The organism is Vibrio sinaloensis DSM 21326 (assembly GCF_000189275.1).
In the GTDB taxonomy this organism is placed as follows: Bacteria; Pseudomonadota; Gammaproteobacteria; order Enterobacterales; family Vibrionaceae; genus Vibrio; species Vibrio sinaloensis.
The window spans coordinates 20,445-38,256 of sequence record NZ_AEVT01000104.1; the positions used below are offsets into that span (position 1 = coordinate 20,445).

Consider the following 17,812-nt stretch of genomic DNA (forward strand, 5'->3'; position numbering starts at 1 on the left):
TAATGAGTTCAAGTGATATGGATGTAGTGGTTTATGCCCCAGCATCAATTGGCAATGTAAGCGTTGGTTTCGACGTTCTAGGGGCGGCCGTGTCTCCTGTTGATGGCACACTATTGGGTGACCGAGTATTAGTTAAATCTGGGGCTGAACCTTTCAGCCTCAACACGGCGGGTGATTTTGTTGACAAGCTACCGACTGAGCCAAAAGAAAACATCGTCTACGATTGTTGGGTGGTGTTTGCTCGTGAACTAGACAAGAAAGGCGTCGAGCTTAAGTCGCTAGAAATGACGCTTGAAAAGAACATGCCAATCGGATCAGGCTTAGGCTCAAGTGCATGTTCTATCGTAGCTGCTTTAGATGCATTAAACCGATTCCATGGACAGCCACTTAACGAGACAGAGTTACTGGCACTGATGGGCGAAATGGAAGGCAAGATCTCTGGTGGTATTCACTACGACAACGTCGCGCCGTGTTACCTTGGCGGTGTGCAGCTGATGTTGGAAGAGTTGGGTATTATTAGCCAAGAAGTGCCTTGCTTTGATGATTGGTACTGGGTGATGGCGTATCCGGGTATCAAAGTCTCTACAGCAGAAGCGCGTGAGATCCTACCATCTCAATACCGCCGACAAGATATCATTGCACATGGACGCCATCTTGCAGGCTTTATTCATGCGTGTCATTCTGGTCAGCCAGAACTTGCCGCAAAAATGATCAAAGACGTGATCGCAGAACCGTATCGTGAGAAACTGCTTCCAGGTTTCGCCAATGCACGTCAATACGCCGCTTCTGCGGGGGCTTTGGCCACCGGTATTTCTGGCAGTGGTCCGACACTGTTCAGTATTTGCAAAGAGAAAGATGTCGCTGAGCGAGTTGCTCGCTGGTTAGAACAGAACTACGTACAAAACGAAGAAGGATTCGTCCACGTTTGTCGTCTAGATAAGCAAGGTTCGAAAGTAACAGGAAGTGAGCTATGAAGCTTTACAATATAAAAGAAAATGATGAACAAGTTTCCTTTGGCCAAGCCGTTCGCCAAGGGTTAGGCCGTAACCAAGGTCTATTTTTTCCATCGGAATTACCAAAGTTTGACGATGTCGATGCGCTACTAGCAGAAGATTTTGTCTCTCGCAGCACTAAGATCTTATCTGCACTGATCGGCGACGAACTGGCGCAAGAACAAGTGAATAACATGGTCGATGCGGCATTCCAATTTTCTGCTCCTATCAATCAAGTCAAAGACGGTGTTTATGCGCTGGAGCTTTTCCATGGCCCGACCCTCGCGTTTAAAGACTTTGGTGGTCGCTTTATGGCGCAATCTCTTGCTGCAGTTTCGGACGGCGGTAAGATCACCATCCTAACGGCGACTTCTGGTGATACTGGAGCTGCGGTCGCACATGCTTTCTACGGTATGGAAGACATCAACGTTGTGATCCTTTACCCGAAGGGTAAGATCAGCCCATTGCAAGAGAAGTTATTCTGCACGCTTGGTAAAAACATTCACACTGTCGCGATCGATGGTGACTTCGATGCGTGTCAGGCTCTGGTTAAGCAAGCGTTCGATGATGCTGCACTGCGTGAAGAGATAGGTCTGAACTCTGCTAACTCAATCAACATCAGCCGTTTGATGGCGCAAATCTGTTATTACTTTGAAGCCGCCGCGCAAATGAGCAAGCAAGAGCGTGAGAACCTAGTGGTATCAGTACCAAGTGGAAACTTTGGTAACCTAACGGCTGGCCTACTGGCAAAAGCACTAGGTTTGCCTATCAAGCGCTTTATTGCTGCAACTAACGCTAATGACACGGTACCGCGCTACTTAGAAACGGGTAAGTGGGAGCCGAAACCAACAGTAGCAACCACATCCAACGCGATGGATGTAAGCCAACCAAACAACTGGCCGCGTATTGAAGAGTTATGCCGCGTCAAAGAGTGGGGTTTGGAGACGTTGGGTAAAGGTGCCGTATCTGATGAGCAAAGCGCGCAGTCAGTGAAAGACCTATACGCATTAGGCTATCTATGCGAGCCGCATGGCGCGATTGCATACCGCGTTCTTGAAGAGCAGTTGCAAGAAGGTGAGACTGGCCTATTCCTATGTACAGCGCACCCTGCGAAGTTTAAAGAGGTTGTGGATGATATCTTAGGGTCTGACATCGAGCTTCCGGGGCCACTGGCAAAACACGCGGCAATGGAACTGCTTTCAGAAGATTTGGCGAACGACTTTGAGCTATTAAAAGGTGTGTTACGTCGCGTACAGAAGTAAGCACTTAAACTACTCTTATTAAAAAAGGTCACTTCGGTGACCTTTTTTGTGAGCGTTCTGTTGTTAGTTTACGTTTCGCCCTAGGCATCACAGGAGTGGTTTGCCATCAAATTGGCTCAACGTTTTCTCTCCCGCTTTAGCGGTTGATGGCAAAGGTTGGCAAGGATAAATGCCAACGAATGGCGCCTAAACGAATTAACAACGTAGAGAAAACGCCGGCAAGGAATGCGGTGTCACTGTCTTGGCCCATTGCTAATGCCGTGGTATGAAATACGCCTCCAATAATACAGGCCGTCGCATACACTTCGCTTCGAAGTACCATAGGTACTTCTCGTGCTAGAACGTCACGGATAATACCGCCACCACAACCAGTAATGACACCCATAATGATCGCTACCAGAGCCGAATCTTGGTAAGACATGGTCTTTTCAACGCCGATTCCCACAAACACCGCCAGGCCAATCGCATCACATACTGGCAGGATCCACCAAGCGAGGCGTTTCGGTCTGCGCACAATCAGCATGGTCAGCAAACAGGTGATCAATATGGTCCACAGGTAGTTGGTATCGGTGATCCAGAATACGGGCGTTGCCCCCAGTGCCATATCGCGAATGGTGCCGCCTCCAATGGCAGTCACACTGCCGAGTACCGCGACACCAAATGGATCCATTTTCAGTCTACCCGCGAGCAGAACTCCTGAAATGGCGAATATTGCAGTACCGAAAAGGTCGATACTATAAAGCAGCATGGATTCCATGTTACTCACATCTCTTAGCTAAAATAAGGAACAGAAAAACGACGCTGAATTGTACGAAATATTTGCCTTGAATCGTTAGCCTTTTTGCCGAACAGATTCGAAATAGTCGCAAACTTGCTCTATGGCTTGGGTCGTTCTTGGGGTTGGTCGGTTTAACCAGTCAGAGTTTAAGCTCCATACATGCTGGTTTTGAACAGCGCTTAGTTGATCTTGCCACTCCTGCCACATGTTTCCATTCTGGATCGCATGTTCGGAAGTGAAAATGACGTCAGGGTTTTGAACCACGACCTGCTCAATGCCTACTTGTGGGTATGGAGCAGAGCTGCTCGCAAACACGTTTTCACCACCGCAAAAGTCAAACACTTCACTTGGCCACTTGTCTTGCGCGACAGTGATTATGGGCGTTTCACTCAGTTGGTAGAAGTAACGCACCGGCTTATCTGTCTGATAGCGCTGTTTGAGCTGTTTCAGGGTTTGGCGATAAGCATCGGCAGCGGCTTGACCTTGACTCGGGTCTTCACTGTACTGGCTTAGCTGCTCAATGTTATTGGCGATGTCTTGGAGTGAATCGGTTTTGGATTGATAAATGTTGAAGCCAAACTGTTTAAGTTTTTCTAGCTCGCGAATAGGATTGCCAGCAGGCCAGGCAATAATTAAATCTGGCTGCAATGCGATAATACGCTCAATCTTTATGCCTTGATAATTGGCTACTTTTTCTAAAGATTTTACTTGTTGCGGATAATCACTGCGATCACTGACGGCAATCAGTTTGTCTCCCAGACCTGCGGCATATGCTATCTCGGTAGCGTGAGGGGCTAGGCTTATGACTCGCTCGACAGGTTTTGCCGCCACAGTCATTGAAGCCAATGCCAGGGTAAAAAAGAGAGCTTTAGTCATCTAGATTCCTTGGTAGATGATTGCCATCAAGACACTTTGGATTAGGATCCATGCAAACATTCGCCAAGCAAGCAGCTTCTGTACTTGAGCAATGTGAATGGCCGAAGGGGCGATTCGTCCACCGAGCTTAGCGCGTTCTGATTTTTTACCATCATAGATAGCAGGGCCACCTAGCGAGAGTTCAAGCTTGGCGCCGACTGCAACAATTAACCAAGCTGGACCAGGTAAAGGCCAGGAGTGTGATTGCTGCTTAATTAGGGAAAAAACCGCTTGGGCGCGATGTCCGATAGCGACCATCAAAGCAAACAACCTTAAAGGGACGTAGTCCATGATGGCGACTGCGCGTATCGCCGGAATGCCAAACGGAGAAAACCGCTGTCTAGAAGGGGACCAAGCCCTCGCTAACTCAATCATCATTCTATAGATGAAGGCACCAATGCCGCCAAAGATGGCATACCAGAACAAAACACCAACAACATTGCGCCCATAAGACATTATCAAAGTCTCGGCGCCCGCTTTACCTAACCCCAGTTGGGAGAGCGGCTGAGTCGTGCGGTTGATGATTGGCTTGAGCAGCATTTTTGCGTGCTCTTTATCTTCACGAGCTAGTGCTGCAGTAAACTGGTTGGTGAACTTATCTGTATTTCGCCAATCTATCGCCAACAGCAAGAATGCCAACTCAAATAACTGAGGCTGCCAAACCAGAGGTTTGAGTGCGATGACCACAGTCAGCATCGGGATTATCATTAACATCCAAGCGAGGGTGCCAGAGATAATACTTTGTTGGTAACTGTTATTAGTGTTGACCTTATCCGCTAGAAGCTCTGCGAATTTATGCCACATAATGGCAGGATGCGCTTCGCGTGGGAAAGGGAGAATTAAGTGGAACAACAGCGCCCCCCACAAAACAAGGAGGGCGCCATTTGAGTAGAACTGGTTGAATATATCTTCCATGATATCGCGGGATTCTATTTAAGTAGCGCAACCATTTTTACCACCATTTCTGATGAGCTTTTTGCCGCTAATGGTAGAAACTCATCAAAGCTCATGCCTGCTTCTTTGTCTGCAACGTCAGAAATCGCGCGGACAACAACAAATGGAACATTGAACTGGTGACATGTTTGAGCAATCGCTGACGCTTCCATTTCAACCGCAATGACGGATGGGAAGTGTTTACGGATAAACGCTTGACGCTCTGCGCTAGCAACAAACGCATCACCGGTACAAATGAGCCCTCGTACCGCGTGTTTGTCTTCCATTTGTGCTAGTGCTTGTTCAGCAACATCCATTAGCTTCTCATCGGCTAAAAAGGCTGCAGGTTGTTGCGCCATTTGGCCCATTTCGTAACCAAAAGCAGTAACGTCAGCATCGTGGTGGCGAACTTCGGTTGAAATGACAACGTCGCCTAGATTAAGGCTTGAATCAAAACCACCAGCTGACCCCGTATTGATCACGACATCCGGTTGGTATTCATCAAGCAAGATAGTGGTACCGACAGCCGCAGCAACTTTGCCGATACCTGATTGAAGTAGCACAACCTCTACACCATTTAACTGGCCAGCGTAAAAAGTACAACCTGCTTTTGATACCTCTTTACGGTTTTCGATAGCTTGCTTAAGAATAGAGACTTCTTGCTCCATTGCACCAATGATGCCGATTTTCATAATGAATCCTGTTAATTCAATTAGGTAGGTTTTATGCAGCTAAGTGTAACAGAAAAGGCCAATAACGGAACGGACTTCGTCCTGTAGGCTGCGTAAATAGCTATTGCTTAACCTGTGTACATCCCCTATAATTCGCGCTCCTCGTGTCGGCTGAATCAGAGATTGGCTGGCACAATGTTTAACTTACTCTTATTAGGAGAGAATTATGTCTCTGAATGCAGAAACTAAAGCAGCAATCGTTGCTGAATACGCTCAAACTGAAGGCGATACTGGTTCACCAGAAGTACAAGTAGCTCTACTTACAGCTTCTATCAACCACCTACAAGGTCACTTCAAAGCGCACAAAGGCGATCACCACAGCCGTCGTGGTCTTCTACGTATGGTTTCTCGCCGTCGTAAGCTTCTTGACTACTTGAAAGGCAAAAACCTTTCTCGTTACCAAGATCTAATCAAGCGTCTAGGCCTACGTCGCTAATCAGCGGCTGCATAGAACAGTTTGTCGAAAAAGGGGCTTTGAGCCCCTTTTTTGTTGCCTGTTACTTATTTTAGTTGGTATAGCTTAGCCAAACCGAATTAATCCCGCTATACTACGCACCGCATACTCTTAGCGGTTCTCAATCGTCTAAAGTATCGACAATTAAGCTCATAGCATTACAGTCAACCAAGTCGACCAAAAGGTCGCGACTATTCAAAGTGAATTTGGTATACCCCAGTTCATTTTTACTAGTCGCGATTTGTAGTGCCTTGGGTATCAATTCATACACTCTGAGCTCAACCAAGAGTTGAATTTGGAAACAAGGAATAACAATGTTCGAAAAACCAGTTGTTAAAACGTTCCAGTACGGTAACCACACAGTTACTCTAGAAACTGGCGTTATCGCACGTCAAGCTACGGCTGCAGTAATGGTTACTATGGACGATACAGCAGTATTCGTATCTGTAGTTGGTAAAAAAGAAGCGGTTGAAGGTCAAGACTTCTTCCCTCTAACAGTTAACTACCAAGAGCGTACTTACGCAGCAGGTAAAATCCCTGGTGGTTTCTTCAAGCGTGAAGGTCGTCCTTCTGAAGGCGAAACGCTAACGGCTCGTCTAATCGACCGTCCAATCCGTCCTCTATTCCCAGATGCATTCAAAAACGAAGTACAGGTTATCGCAACGGTAGTATCTGTGAACCCAGACGTTCAACCAGACATCCCAACAATGATCGGTACGTCTGCTGCGCTTGCTATCTCTGGTATCCCGTTCAACGGTCCTATCGGTGCAGCACGCGTTGGTCACATCGACGGTCAACTTGTTCTTAACCCAAGCAACACAGAGCTAGAAACTTCTAAGCTAGACCTAGTGGTTGCGGGTACTGAATCTGCAGTACTAATGGTTGAGTCAGAAGCTGACAACCTAACTGAAGAAGAGATGCTATCTGCAGTAGTATTCGGTCACGATCAACAGCAAGCTGTGATCAACGCAATCAACGAATTCAAGGCTGAAGTTGCGACTCCTGCTTGGGATTGGGTTGCTCCTGAAGAGAACACTACGCTTGTAAACAAGATTGCTGAACTTGCAGAAGCGAAACTTGTTGAAGCTTACCAAATCACTGAGAAGATGGCTCGTTACGACCGCATCCACGAGATTGCTGGTGAAGTAAACGAAGTTCTGCTTGCTGAAGATCCAGAAGCGAACACAAAAGAAATCCACACTATCTTCCACGATCTAGAGAAGACAGTGGTACGTCGCAGCATCATCGCGGGTAACCCACGTATCGATGGCCGCGAAAAAGACATGGTTCGTGCGCTAGACGTACGTACTGGTGTTCTTCCACGTACTCACGGTTCATCACTATTCACTCGTGGTGAAACTCAGGCGCTTGTAACTGCGACTCTAGGTACGCAGCGCGATGCTCAAATCATCGACGAGCTAACTGGTGAGCGTAAAGATCACTTCCTACTACACTACAACTTCCCTCCATACTGTGTAGGTGAGACTGGCTTTGTAGGTTCTCCTAAGCGTCGTGAAATCGGCCACGGTAAACTCGCTAAGCGTGGTATTGCTGCAGTAATGCCATCTGTAGACGAGTTCCCATACACAGTACGTGTAGTATCAGAAATCACAGAATCTAACGGTTCTTCTTCAATGGCTTCTGTATGTGGTACGTCTCTAGCACTTATGGATGCAGGTGTGCCAATTAAGTCTTCTGTTGCGGGTATCGCAATGGGTCTTGTTAAAGAAGGCGACGATTTTGTTGTTCTTTCTGACATCCTTGGTGACGAAGATCACCTAGGTGACATGGACTTTAAAGTAGCAGGTACTAACACTGGTATCACTGCACTTCAGATGGATATCAAGATCGAAGGTATCACTAAAGAGATCATGCAAATTGCTCTTAACCAAGCGCAAGGTGCACGTAAGCACATCCTTTCTGTAATGGATGAAGCTATCTCTGGTGCTCGTGAAGATATCTCTGAGTTCGCTCCGCGTATTCACACAATGAAGATCAGCGCTGAGAAGATCAAAGACGTTATCGGTAAAGGTGGTGCAGTTATCCGTGCTCTAACTGAAGAGACGGGTACAACTATCGAAATCGAAGACGACGGTACAATCAAGATTGCTGCAACTGAAGGTACAGCTGCGAAAGAAGCAATCCGTCGTATTGAAGAGATCACTGCAGAAGTTGAAGTAGGCCGCATCTACACAGGTAAAGTTGCTCGTCTAGCTGACTTCGGTGCATTCGTAACAATCCTTCCAGGTAAAGATGGTCTAGTACACATCTCTCAAATCGCTGACAAGCGCGTTGAGAAAGTGTCTGACTACCTAGCGGAAGGTCAAGAAGTTCAAGTTAAAGTTCTTGAAATCGACCGTCAAGGCCGTGTACGTCTAAGCATGAAAGAAGCAGTAGAAAAGACTGACGAAGAAGCACCTGCATCTGACGCATAATTCTGTCTCACGACGAATTTGTGTTAATTAGCGCATTTAGCTAAAAGCATGGTATAAAGGGAGCATTACGCTCCCTTTTTTAATGCGGATGATACTGGGTGCCTTGCTCAGTTACAGGAGTACTTATTTGTGAAATGGTTTCAAACCGCGACGCTAAGTCTTGCTTTACTCGTTACAGCGGGCTGCGCTTCTAACTCTCAACCAGAAGCCGAATGGCTATACCCGCCTATGGCTGTACCACTGCAAGCGAGTGTTCAGCAAGAAGTGCAAATTGCGCGTTTAGGTCAGCTATTACAGCGCCCTGATTTGGCGAAAGAAGTTCGTGCCAAGATGTTCTATGAGCGAGGCAGCTACTACGATAGTGTTGGCTTACGTGACTTAGCGCGCTTAGATTACAACCAATCACTCGCGTTGAATCCTGCACAGCCGGATCTGTTTAACCTCCTTGGTGTTTACTTTACCCAGATGGGGGAGTTTGATGCTGCTTATGACGCATTCGACTCGACACTTGAGCTTGATCCTGCTAACTCATATGCCGAGCGCAATCGAGCGATAGCACTCTATTATGGTGATCGAATTGATCTTGCCTTAGAAGATATGCAGAAACATTTCGCTCAAGATCCAAGTGATCCATTCCGAGCGTTGTGGCTTTACTTGATCCAAGTGGAGAAAGAGCCTGAGCTTGCTCGCCAAGAGCTTATCCAGCGCTACCAAGCTCGTGATGAACAGTGGGGGTGGGTGTTGGTGGCAATCACACTTGGCGATGTGACGGAACAACAGGCATTTAAAGCGATTCTAGCTGGTACCCGAGATAATACTTTGCTCGCCCAGCGCCTAACGGAAGCTTACTTTTATTTAGGTAAGCGTTATCAAAGTGAAGGTGACTTTGCCAGTGCGATATCACTCTATAAGCTGGCGATATCGTTCAACGTTTATGAATACGTTGAACACAGGTACTCATTTCTGGAGTTGACTCGTATTTTCAATGAAGTGAAGCAGCAACAGTTAGCTAAGGCCAAACTGGAGGCACAAGCGAAAGCTCAAACTCAGGTCGATAACACGAACGTTGAATAACTGATACATTGAAGAACAAGCCACTGAACCAATCAGTGGCTTTTTTTGTTGCTTAGATAAATCTAATCGTTAAAATAGTTAGCCTTGCTAACTAACTGTTAATGCTATGAGCCTTGAACACAATTTAATGGAGCTTGAACGTTTTTGTTCTAAAGCTTGGCGTTTACATGCTAAGGAAGACTTATTGTCTGGTCTGAGTTTTAACGAGTATGACTACTTGAAGACTATAGAAGAGCACTCGGAAGGTATGCGGATTACCGATTTAGCTGAAGAGATGAAGGTGTCTAAGCCGTCGGCGTCTAACATGGTTGCACGCTTGCAAAAGAAAGGCTTAGTCAAACGCGTGTCTTGTGTAGAAGATGGTCGCTCGAAGAAGGTCATGCTGACTGAACAAGTGGTTGAGGATCTTTCTTATGAGCAGGTTGTGTATCGCAGTATTGCGCAATCTATGGTCAACAAGTTAAGCGATGAAGAAGCTAAGCTTTTAAACCAGTTATTAGAAAAGTCATTAGGTTAATCAATTTATCTATTTAGTTAGCCAAGCTAACTTGTGGTGAGAATATGCAAACTTCCATTTACAGACAGTTTTGGAAATACACAATTCCGACCGTCGCAGCCATGCTGGTTAACGGTTTATACCAAGTTGTTGATGGTATCTTTATTGGTCGTTATGTCGGGGCTGATGGATTAGCGGGGATCAACGTAGCGTGGCCGATCATCGGCTCGATACTTGGTATCGGTATGATGGTGGGCGTCGGCACGGGTGCACTCGCCTCTATCAAACAAGGTGAAAAAGACAGTGAAGGTGCTAAACGTATTCTCTCAACCGGTCTTTTGCTTTTGGTCGCCTTGATGCCTGTCGTTGCGACAACCTTGTTCTTCTTCGCTGATGACTTTATTCGTTGGCAAGGGGCTGAAGGGCGAGTATACGAACTTGGTTTGCAGTACCTTCATATCTTAAGCGTGGCGTGTGTGTTCTCACTTGGTTCAATCGCAGTGCCGTTTTTGCTGCGTAACGACGATAGCCCGAACTTAGCCACCATTTTGATGGTGATTGGTGCTGTGATTAACATCGTGCTTGATTACCTGTTTATTGCTTGGCTTGATTGGGAGCTTAAAGGTGCAGCTATTGCAACTGCGTTAGCACAGATGGTGGTCACCATCCTTGGTGTGGGATACTTCTTTACTTCAAAAGCGAAGATGCGTCTGTCGATTGGCGATTTGAAGATGCAATTTGATGTGATCCCTAAAATAGTCATGATCGGTACATCGAGCTTCTTTATGTATGCCTATGGCTCAATGATGGTAGCACTGCACAATGCCCTGTTTGCCCAGTACGGTAGTACGCTGTTGATCGGTGCTTACGCCATCTTGGGTTATATCGTAACGGTCTACTACTTGATCGCGGAAGGTATTGCCAATGGTATGCAGCCTTTGGTGAGCTATAACCATGGTGCACGCAATCAAGATAATATTCGTAAGCTTTTGAAGGTCGCAATGGGCACGTCAGTGCTCGGTGGTGTCGCGTTTGTTATTTTGATGAACATCTTCCCATACGAGTTTGTGTCGGTGTTCAATAATGCCGATCAAAACTTGATTGATGCGACGGTGGTCGGTATTCGTCTCCATATGTTTGCATTGTTCTTGGATGGTTTCTTAGTGGTTGCTGCGGCGTACTATCAATCGGTCAACAAAGGCAGCAAAGCGATGTTTGTGACTATTGGTAACATGGCAATTCAATTGCCATTCTTGTTCATTATGCCGAAACTTCTCGGCGTAACGGGTATTTGGATTGCATTCCCACTGTCTAACATTGCCTTGAGTTTTGTGGTGATGACGATGTTGTGGCGCGATATTAAGAAGCTAATGAATGAGAGCTCAGTTGAACCAAGTATTCAAGCGTCTTAACGATGAAAAGAGGTAAAAAAGCGAGGTCAGAGCCTCGCTTTTTTATTGCTTTGAAACCGTAAGCAGGGATTAGATGTTTTTCACTTCTAAACCCGCAAGTTGATGCCAGTAACCGTTACATTGGCGGTCTTGGATCTTGCCTGGGTTGGTACCTTTCTCGTTTGAGCGGAATTGATCCAATTGAGAGAAGGTACTCAGGCCTAGCGGGCTCAAACGAACCACATCAACCAGACCTTCCATGCTTGGTAGATCGTTGATCAGGTTGTAGCAGTACCCAGACTGAGTTTGAATGCCGTTTAAGTTAAATACTTCTTGGCCTTCTTGGCTGCTTACTTGGATACCCGTTGGGTATTTAATACAGCAAGTTTCGCAATCATCTTTGGCTTTATTTTCTGCACGAGCGGTAAAACAGCGCGCCGAGTAAGCCAGCGGCAGATAACCGTGACTGAATACTTCCACTTCAAACTTATTGCGAATACCAAGTTCATCACATTGAACTAAGATATTGCTGAGCCATTCACGAGACAGCTCTACAGGCATACACCAGCGAGTCATACCTTGTTTTAGAAATAAGTTAAGCGTGTGCGCGTTGTAAGTGTTAACCGCAGGGCCAACGACGAATGGTACTTTGTGCTCCGAAGCCAGTTGAACCGCAGAAACGTCGTTAGCTTCAATCGCGAAGTCACCGTTGTCGATGTACTTCTTCATGATGTTCACTTCACTTGGTGCTTCTAATAGTGCCATCGTGGAAAGTACGACTTGTTTGCCCGATGCCGAGAGTTCTTTCGCGATATCGAACCAGTGTGCAGGCTTCATTTCACGACGTTTCGAACAAACGGTTTCACCTAGGTAGATGATGTCCGCAGAGCTTGATTTCGCTTGTTCATAAAACGCTTCAACATCTTGCTTTGGCCAGAAGTAGAGTAGTGGACCCAGTGCGTATTTCATGTTGTTTTCCATCATATCTACAACCTCTACTGCCATTTTCTGTGGTAAGCGCCAAGGGTGGTTTGCGTACCCTCGGAAACATTCGCCAGTGTTGCATCCCAACTAGGTTCTACTTGATAGCCCTGTGGGTTTGCTAGGTAACGATCAATAGCTGCGCGCCAAGTTCGAGTAACTTGCTCTACGTATGCCGAGCTGCGTTGGCGACCTTCGATTTTCACTGATGCCACGTTAGCGGCGAACAGCTCCGGAAGCATCGATAGAGTGTTTAAGCTGGTCGGCTCTTCAAGAGCATGATAAGCCTTAGTTTGTTCCTCAAGATCTGCCGTGAAGCGTCCTTTGCACAGTGTTGGATAGCCCGCATTTTCCCCCTCGCTGTAGCGATCGATCAGGATGTCATTTAAGCGAGACTCTAACCCGTTTTCAGTTTCTTGCCAGCGTACGTACTTCGCTGGTGAGCAGGCTCCAACGGTGTTCGGTGATTCTCCAGTCATATATGAGGATAAGTAGCAGCGGCCTTCCGACATGATGCATAAGCTACCAAAAGCAAAGACTTCCAGTTCAACGTCGCTGGTCATGTTACGAGACAATTGTTTAACCTGATGAATAGATAACACGCGAGGCAAGACAACCCGTTTGACGTTAAAGTTTTGCTTGTAGAAATCAATGGCGGCGATATTAGTTGCGGAGGCTTGAACGGAAAGGTGTAACTCCAGGTCAGGATACTTATTCGCGGCATAGTCCAAAACGGCGATGTCAGCCACGATCAAAGCGTCGACACCATTTTGTGCAGCGCGATCAACGGCGTCTGTCCAGCGTTCGAAGCCATTTGGGTGAGCAAAAGTATTCAGAGCAACATGGATTTTTTTGTTGTTATCGTGAACATACTGAACGGCTTTTTCGAGTTTTTTACCCGTAAAGTTCAAGCCAGCAAAATGGCGGGCATTGGTATCATCTTTAAAACCGATGTACACCGCGTCTGCTCCGCAATCAATTGCAGTTTTTAATGCAGGTAGGTTACCTGCAGGGCATAGGAGTTCCATTGCTCTTACCAACACTGTCTCATAAAAATTGCTGAGCATTTTATGAAGAATTATGAATGGCAAATTTGATGTAAGGCAGGTTTGAGTGAGTTTCTGGTGGATTTACTCACAAGGGATTAGTTTTTGTGGCGTCGATTTTGGGCAAACAGCTCTTCCACTTCTTGTTTTGGCTGTGGTCGATAAAAATGGAAGCCTTGAATTGAATTACAGTTAAGGTTTGAGAGTAGGGTCGCTTGCTGTTGTGTTTCGACACCTTCTGCCACGACCGTCAAGTTCAAAGACTTACCTAGATTGATGATATTTTCGATAACAGTGACTTGCTTTGGTAGTGTATCGATGTCGGTAATAAAAGCTCGATCTATTTTGAGCTCATCAATAGGGAAACGTGCTAAATAAGAAAGTGAAGAGTAGCCGGTACCAAAGTCATCGATGGAAAGCGAAAAGCCCAGCTTCTTAATTGCATTCAGCATTTGTAAAGTATGGTCACTGTCACTCATTACTGCACTTTCCGTCAACTCGAAGGTGATACTGCTTGGATCGAGTTCTGTTGTACGTAGTAACTTCTCCATGTAATCAATCAACTTGGGATTGCCAAATTGCTCAGGGGATAAGTTGATAGCGACACGTCCAGGTAAGATACCTTGCAGTTTCCAACGCTTTACCGTGCTAAACACTTCGCGCATGACTACTCGGCCTAAGTGCTCAATCAAGCCTGCTCGCTCTGCTACGGGAATAAAGGCACCAGGGCTGATATAACCTTCGACAGGGTGTTTCCAACGGATTAAAGCTTCGGCACCATTAATACTAAAATCACGTGCGTTAACTTTAGGTTGATACCATACTTCGAGGCCATTTTGTTGCAGTGCCTTTTGCAGTTCGATTTCCAGCCACAAGCGCATACGTGCTTCTTTGTTCATCTGGTCATTGAACTTAATCAATCGGTTACGGCCACGATCTTTCGCTTCATACATCGCGGTGTCGGCATTTTGCAAAAGAATTCGCGCATCGTTGCCATCCCCAGGGTAGGCGACACTACCAATGGAACAGGCAAGGCGCTTGCTGAAGTGGTGTAAGTCAAATGGCTGATTGATAAGGGAAATTATCCGTTCTGACAACATCTCTGCCATACGGTTGTTCTCTGGCTCAGGTAAGATTAAGCCAAATTCGTCTCCTCCTAAATGCCCTAACACCGCTTGTTGCGGGAGAAGACGCTTAAGACGAGAAGAAACCTCCTTGATGACCTTATCACCAATGTGGTGCCCCAAAGAGTCATTGATGTTCTTAAAGTTATCAATGTCCAAATAGAGCATGATCAACGGTGTTTCGTTTTGGATTAATTGCTCTAGTCGTTTGGTAAAACCAAAGCGATTGTAGAGCCCAGTCAACGAATCAATATGTGCATCTTCTTGGTTGGTATTTGATAGCAGTTTAGGCGTCGCTTCGGCGTCTTGAATGAGTACTAACTGACTATTGCTGCCAAGTACCATGGTTGAATCTGCATTGAGTTGGACGCGACGTTCAAACCCACAGCGAGGACCAGTAAGGCATAGCAAAGGCGCTTCGCCCAATGTGGAACATAGCGATTCAGAAAACACTGTTTTGGTTTTTTCATCCACGAAGAGTCGGGAAAAACTTTCGCCTAGCAGATCCTGAGTAGACTCAAAACCGAGCAGTCGAATTGCTGCTGGGTTGGCGGAGATGATGCAATCTTCTTCCACCAAAAGTAGCCCGTCAGGCAAAAGTGATGTTAACGTTGAGAAGCGGCCTTCCGACTCTTCCAGAGAGCGGATTAAGATGTGCTTTTCCGAGGTGTCAATAGCATGAAAAATAACATGCTCAACACCGTTTTCACCTTTGATTGGCGCAAGGCTAAAGTGAAGGCTGGTCTCTAAGTCGTCACCACCTAGAGAGACTTCCGCTTCAAGCGATTCACCGCCAAAGGTACGATCATAGTAGGGTTTGAGTAAGGAGTAGAATTTTTCGCCAAGGATTTGGCTGTCATTCATACCGATCAATTCATTTGGTAACAGTCCGGCGATATCGCAATAGCGTCCGTTAACCAAAGCATAATTATGTTGGTTATCCAGGATAGCGAAAAAAAACGGACTATTATCCGTAATTTTTGTAAACCAGTGCTGTAACTGTTGCGATAGCATTAAGGTGTTACCAATTTCCCTAAGAGCCGTGAAATCCATTGAGATAATGGATAGTCCTTATCTAATAATATAACTGGCATTGAGGTGATATTAAAGAGTTAGACTGATAACGCCGATTCTTTGATAAATAACATGAATCAACAAATGAACATCCTCTATGATGGAACATTCAAGTTAACAAAGTAACGGATAACTCGCGTGATTAACAAGATTCGCACTCAACTAGTTCAAAACGCCGCATCAATTTTGCGATCTCCAGTCCACTTATTGCCGCAATCTGTACAAAAAAAAGCCTTGCTAGAAGGCTTGAAAACGGTATTTAAAGAAGCGTTAGAAGATGGTGATTTCGAATTTCTTGAAGATAAGTGGCTGAAAGTTGAAGTTAAAGATATGCAGTTAAGTTGGTATATCAGCTATCAAGATGAAAAGTTGGTTGTAGCCGATCAGCCTGTACAAGAAGATGTGGCGTTTAGTGGTAACTTAAATGACTTGGTTCTAATTGCGGGCCGAAAAGAAGATCCCGATACTTTGTTCTTCCAACGTCGTTTATCCATCGAAGGGGATACTGAGCTGGGCTTAGAAGTAAAAAACTTAATGGACAGTGTCGATCTCGAATTATTACCTAAACCTCTACAAACTTTGTTAAATCAGCTAGCCGAATTTGTGCAGAAAGGCTTACAATCGCCAGCAACACAAAGTGAGGTAGTAAATGCTTATTCGAACTGAAGCTCCTGCAGATATACTCGCGGTTGATAGACTGCTGAAATCAACCTTTGAGACCGATGCTGAAGCAAACCTAGTTATGAAATTGAGAGAGAACGGTCATCGTTCTTTGTCATTAGTTGCGTCAACTGACGAAGGGGAAGTGGTCGGCTTTGTTTTATTCAGTCCTGTCACTCTAGGTGGTGCCGACTATAACTGGCAAGGCCTTGCTCCACTGGCTGTTAAAGAAGAGTTTCGCGGTCAGGGTATTGCACAAAAGCTAGTTGAAGAAGCGTTTGAATCGTTATTTGAGCTTGGGTATCCCGCATGTGTTGTATTAGGAGACCCTGCTTATTACTCCCGTTTTGGTTTTACCGCGGCAGAGTTACATCAGTTAAAGTGCCAGTGGGAAGTGCCTGAAGGGGCGTTCCAGGTTAAAGCATTAGCGGATGGTGTGCTTGATGGGCACGTTGGTTTAGTTGAGTACTGCGCGGAGTTTTCTGAGCTGTAAGCCAACATTGATAGAAACATAAGGCTATTGGCCTTTGTTTTTTCAGTAATTAATGCAGAAACACTCCCTTGGAATGTTTGAGATTGCGGTTAAAAAACTCTTTTTGTCCTTTTTTTGACCGTTTGAAGCGTCTAAGATGTTTTTTTGCAAATTATCTCTTGTCAGCGTGATAGCGTTTCGCTAGTATTGCTCGGCCTTCGATAAGGAGGTCGCTAGCCTTGTTCTGGAAGTTCTACTTTAGAGCGGCGCTGGCTCAACAATTTGGAACATAGGTGGAAAAATGTTTACAGTTCTACTTGTGATTTACCTGTTGGCAGCGGTTGGTGTAATCGGCCTAGTGTTGATTCAACAAGGTAAAGGCGCAGATATGGGAGCCTCATTCGGTGCAGGCGCATCAAACACAGTGTTTGGCGCAAGCGGCTCAGGTAACTTCCTAACCCGAATGACTGCAATTTTTGCAACAGTATTTTTCATCCTTAGCTTAGTGCTTGGTAACATGTCTACACATAAAACTGAGTCACAGTGGGTTGACCCAACACAAGGTCAAGTAATCCAGCAAGCTGATGATGCGAGTGAAATTCCAGCCCCTCAAGGCGACGAAATTCCTCAATAAGCTACTTTCTAGCTTTTAGATAGATTTAGCTGCCGAGATGGTGAAATTGGTAGACACGCTAGCATGAGGTGCTAGTGCCTTAGGTGTGAGGGTTCGAGTCCCTCTCTCGGCACCATTGATTTACAAACTTGTAAAACACCTTGGAGAGCGTATAATGCTCGACAAGTCGGACGCGGGGTGGAGCAGCTTGGTAGCTCGTCGGGCTCATAACCCGAAGGTCGTCGGTTCAAATCCGGCCCCCGCAACCAATCCTCATTAGGATGTGGCAAGTTTGCGCAGTAGTAATACTGCGAGTTAAGTGGCATCGAATTCACTTAACGTATCAGGGTCCAGCAACAAAAAACCCGACTTTCGGGTTTT

Annotated in this window: 17 protein-coding genes and 2 tRNA genes; 12 read left to right on the top strand and 7 right to left on the bottom strand. The window is 45.9% G+C overall.

Translation table 11 applies throughout. The features are described from left to right. The first annotated feature begins 17 nt into the window (after positions 1–17). Both thrB and thrC read left to right on the top strand, forming a co-directional pair. On the top strand, positions 18–974 hold the full coding sequence (gene thrB, locus RH45_RS19065) for a homoserine kinase (protein WP_008080350.1): 957 nt from the start codon (positions 18–20) through the stop codon (positions 972–974). Beyond that, a complete protein-coding gene (gene thrC / locus RH45_RS19070; protein WP_008080351.1) occupies positions 971–2,254 on the top strand; it encodes a threonine synthase in 1,284 nt (427 codons plus the stop codon). The genes thrB and thrC overlap by 4 nt, the downstream gene beginning before the upstream one ends. Before the next feature lie 136 nt (positions 2,255–2,390). Here thrC and RH45_RS19075 read toward each other — a convergent pair whose 3' ends face one another. The 4 genes from RH45_RS19075 to mtnN form a co-directional block, all read right to left on the bottom strand. Beyond that, entirely contained in the window at positions 2,391–3,011 is a 621-nt protein-coding gene (locus RH45_RS19075) for a TRIC cation channel family protein (protein WP_039958935.1), read from the bottom strand. Positions 3,012–3,086: 75 nt separating this feature from the next. Continuing rightward, the gene (gene btuF / locus RH45_RS19080) at positions 3,087–3,908 is read right to left on the bottom strand and encodes a vitamin B12 ABC transporter substrate-binding protein BtuF (RefSeq protein WP_008080353.1); all 822 of its coding nucleotides are present in this window, start codon (positions 3,906–3,908) and stop codon (positions 3,087–3,089) included. After that, entirely contained in the window at positions 3,909–4,862 is a 954-nt protein-coding gene (locus RH45_RS19085) for a cobalamin biosynthesis family protein (protein ID WP_008080354.1), read from the bottom strand. It lies immediately after the preceding gene. A 14-nt stretch (positions 4,863–4,876) separates the two neighbouring features. Then, the gene (mtnN, locus tag RH45_RS19090; protein WP_008080356.1) at positions 4,877–5,572 is read right to left on the bottom strand and encodes a 5'-methylthioadenosine/S-adenosylhomocysteine nucleosidase; all 696 of its coding nucleotides are present in this window, start codon (positions 5,570–5,572) and stop codon (positions 4,877–4,879) included. Positions 5,573–5,777: 205 nt separating this feature from the next. Here mtnN and rpsO point away from each other — a divergent pair, with 205 nt between their 5' ends. The 5 genes from rpsO (at position 5,778) to vmrA (ending at position 11,482) form a co-directional block, all read left to right on the top strand. Then, positions 5,778–6,047 (top strand): 30S ribosomal protein S15, encoded by a 270-nt coding sequence (rpsO, locus tag RH45_RS19095; protein ID WP_005472830.1) that lies wholly within the window; start codon positions 5,778–5,780, stop codon positions 6,045–6,047. A 332-nt stretch (positions 6,048–6,379) separates the two neighbouring features. Continuing rightward, positions 6,380–8,500 (top strand): polyribonucleotide nucleotidyltransferase, encoded by a 2,121-nt coding sequence (gene pnp, locus RH45_RS19100; RefSeq protein WP_008080360.1) that lies wholly within the window; start codon positions 6,380–6,382, stop codon positions 8,498–8,500. Between the two features lie 129 nt (positions 8,501–8,629). Continuing rightward, positions 8,630–9,574, top strand: a complete 945-nt coding sequence (nlpI, locus tag RH45_RS19105) for a lipoprotein NlpI (RefSeq protein WP_008080365.1) — start codon at positions 8,630–8,632, stop codon at positions 9,572–9,574. 106 nt (positions 9,575–9,680) lie between these two features. Then, positions 9,681–10,091, top strand: a complete 411-nt coding sequence (locus RH45_RS19110) for a MarR family winged helix-turn-helix transcriptional regulator (protein ID WP_039958936.1) — start codon at positions 9,681–9,683, stop codon at positions 10,089–10,091. A gap of 44 nt (positions 10,092–10,135) precedes the next feature. Next, the gene (gene vmrA, locus RH45_RS19115; protein WP_008080367.1) at positions 10,136–11,482 is read left to right on the top strand and encodes a sodium-coupled multidrug efflux MATE transporter VmrA; all 1,347 of its coding nucleotides are present in this window, start codon (positions 10,136–10,138) and stop codon (positions 11,480–11,482) included. 69 nt (positions 11,483–11,551) lie between these two features. Here the strand turns inward: vmrA and RH45_RS19120 are convergent, their stop codons facing one another. The 3 genes from RH45_RS19120 to RH45_RS19130 all read right to left on the bottom strand — a co-directional run bounded on the left by RH45_RS19120 (position 11,552) and on the right by RH45_RS19130 (position 15,626). Further along, entirely contained in the window at positions 11,552–12,430 is an 879-nt protein-coding gene (locus RH45_RS19120) for a U32 family peptidase (protein WP_008080368.1), read from the bottom strand. A gap of 26 nt (positions 12,431–12,456) precedes the next feature. Beyond that, the gene (gene ubiU, locus RH45_RS19125; RefSeq protein ID WP_008080369.1) at positions 12,457–13,470 is read right to left on the bottom strand and encodes a ubiquinone anaerobic biosynthesis protein UbiU; all 1,014 of its coding nucleotides are present in this window, start codon (positions 13,468–13,470) and stop codon (positions 12,457–12,459) included. A 116-nt stretch (positions 13,471–13,586) separates the two neighbouring features. Then, on the bottom strand, positions 13,587–15,626 hold the full coding sequence (locus RH45_RS19130; RefSeq protein ID WP_008080370.1) for a sensor domain-containing protein: 2,040 nt from the start codon (positions 15,624–15,626) through the stop codon (positions 13,587–13,589). Between the two features lie 198 nt (positions 15,627–15,824). On the opposite strand from RH45_RS19130, the gene ubiT reads away from it, so the two are divergent. The 5 genes from ubiT to RH45_RS19155 all read left to right on the top strand — a co-directional run bounded on the left by ubiT (position 15,825) and on the right by RH45_RS19155 (position 17,700). Then, positions 15,825–16,352, top strand: coding sequence for a ubiquinone anaerobic biosynthesis accessory factor UbiT (gene ubiT / locus RH45_RS19135; protein ID WP_008080372.1), 528 nt, complete (start codon positions 15,825–15,827; stop codon positions 16,350–16,352). Next, entirely contained in the window at positions 16,336–16,839 is a 504-nt protein-coding gene (locus RH45_RS19140) for a GNAT family N-acetyltransferase (RefSeq protein ID WP_008080374.1), read from the top strand. The genes ubiT and RH45_RS19140 overlap by 17 nt, the downstream gene beginning before the upstream one ends. Before the next feature lie 280 nt (positions 16,840–17,119). Then, complete coding sequence (gene secG, locus RH45_RS19145; protein WP_004415521.1) at positions 17,120–17,452, top strand: preprotein translocase subunit SecG; 333 nt, start codon at positions 17,120–17,122, stop codon at positions 17,450–17,452. Positions 17,453–17,483: 31 nt separating this feature from the next. Next, positions 17,484–17,567 (top strand) — tRNA-Leu (locus tag RH45_RS19150). Between the two features lie 56 nt (positions 17,568–17,623). Further along, positions 17,624–17,700, top strand: a tRNA-Met gene (locus tag RH45_RS19155). Positions 17,701–17,812: the final 112 nt, after the last annotated feature.

Bases quoted from the DNA above. Each gene is read 5' to 3' on its own strand.
- thrB (WP_008080350.1), top strand. From the start codon at position 18: ATGGATGTAGTGGTTTATGCCCCAGCATCAATTGGCAATGTAAGCGTT.
- thrC (WP_008080351.1), top strand. From the start codon at position 971: ATGAAGCTTTACAATATAAAAGAAAATGATGAACAAGTTTCCTTTGGC.
- RH45_RS19075 (WP_039958935.1), bottom strand. From the start codon at position 3,011: ATGGAATCCATGCTGCTTTATAGTATCGACCTTTTCGGTACTGCAATA.
- btuF (WP_008080353.1), bottom strand. From the start codon at position 3,908: ATGACTAAAGCTCTCTTTTTTACCCTGGCATTGGCTTCAATGACTGTG.
- RH45_RS19085 (WP_008080354.1), bottom strand. From the start codon at position 4,862: ATGGAAGATATATTCAACCAGTTCTACTCAAATGGCGCCCTCCTTGTT.
- mtnN (WP_008080356.1), bottom strand. From the start codon at position 5,572: ATGAAAATCGGCATCATTGGTGCAATGGAGCAAGAAGTCTCTATTCTT.
- rpsO (WP_005472830.1), top strand. From the start codon at position 5,778: ATGTCTCTGAATGCAGAAACTAAAGCAGCAATCGTTGCTGAATACGCT.
- pnp (WP_008080360.1), top strand. From the start codon at position 6,380: ATGTTCGAAAAACCAGTTGTTAAAACGTTCCAGTACGGTAACCACACA.
- RH45_RS19110 (WP_039958936.1), top strand. From the start codon at position 9,681: ATGAGCCTTGAACACAATTTAATGGAGCTTGAACGTTTTTGTTCTAAA.
- vmrA (WP_008080367.1), top strand. From the start codon at position 10,136: ATGCAAACTTCCATTTACAGACAGTTTTGGAAATACACAATTCCGACC.
- RH45_RS19120 (WP_008080368.1), bottom strand. From the start codon at position 12,430: ATGAAATACGCACTGGGTCCACTACTCTACTTCTGGCCAAAGCAAGAT.
- ubiU (WP_008080369.1), bottom strand. From the start codon at position 13,470: ATGGAACTCCTATGCCCTGCAGGTAACCTACCTGCATTAAAAACTGCA.
- RH45_RS19130 (WP_008080370.1), bottom strand. From the start codon at position 15,626: ATGCTATCGCAACAGTTACAGCACTGGTTTACAAAAATTACGGATAAT.
- RH45_RS19140 (WP_008080374.1), top strand. From the start codon at position 16,336: ATGCTTATTCGAACTGAAGCTCCTGCAGATATACTCGCGGTTGATAGA.
- secG (WP_004415521.1), top strand. From the start codon at position 17,120: ATGTTTACAGTTCTACTTGTGATTTACCTGTTGGCAGCGGTTGGTGTA.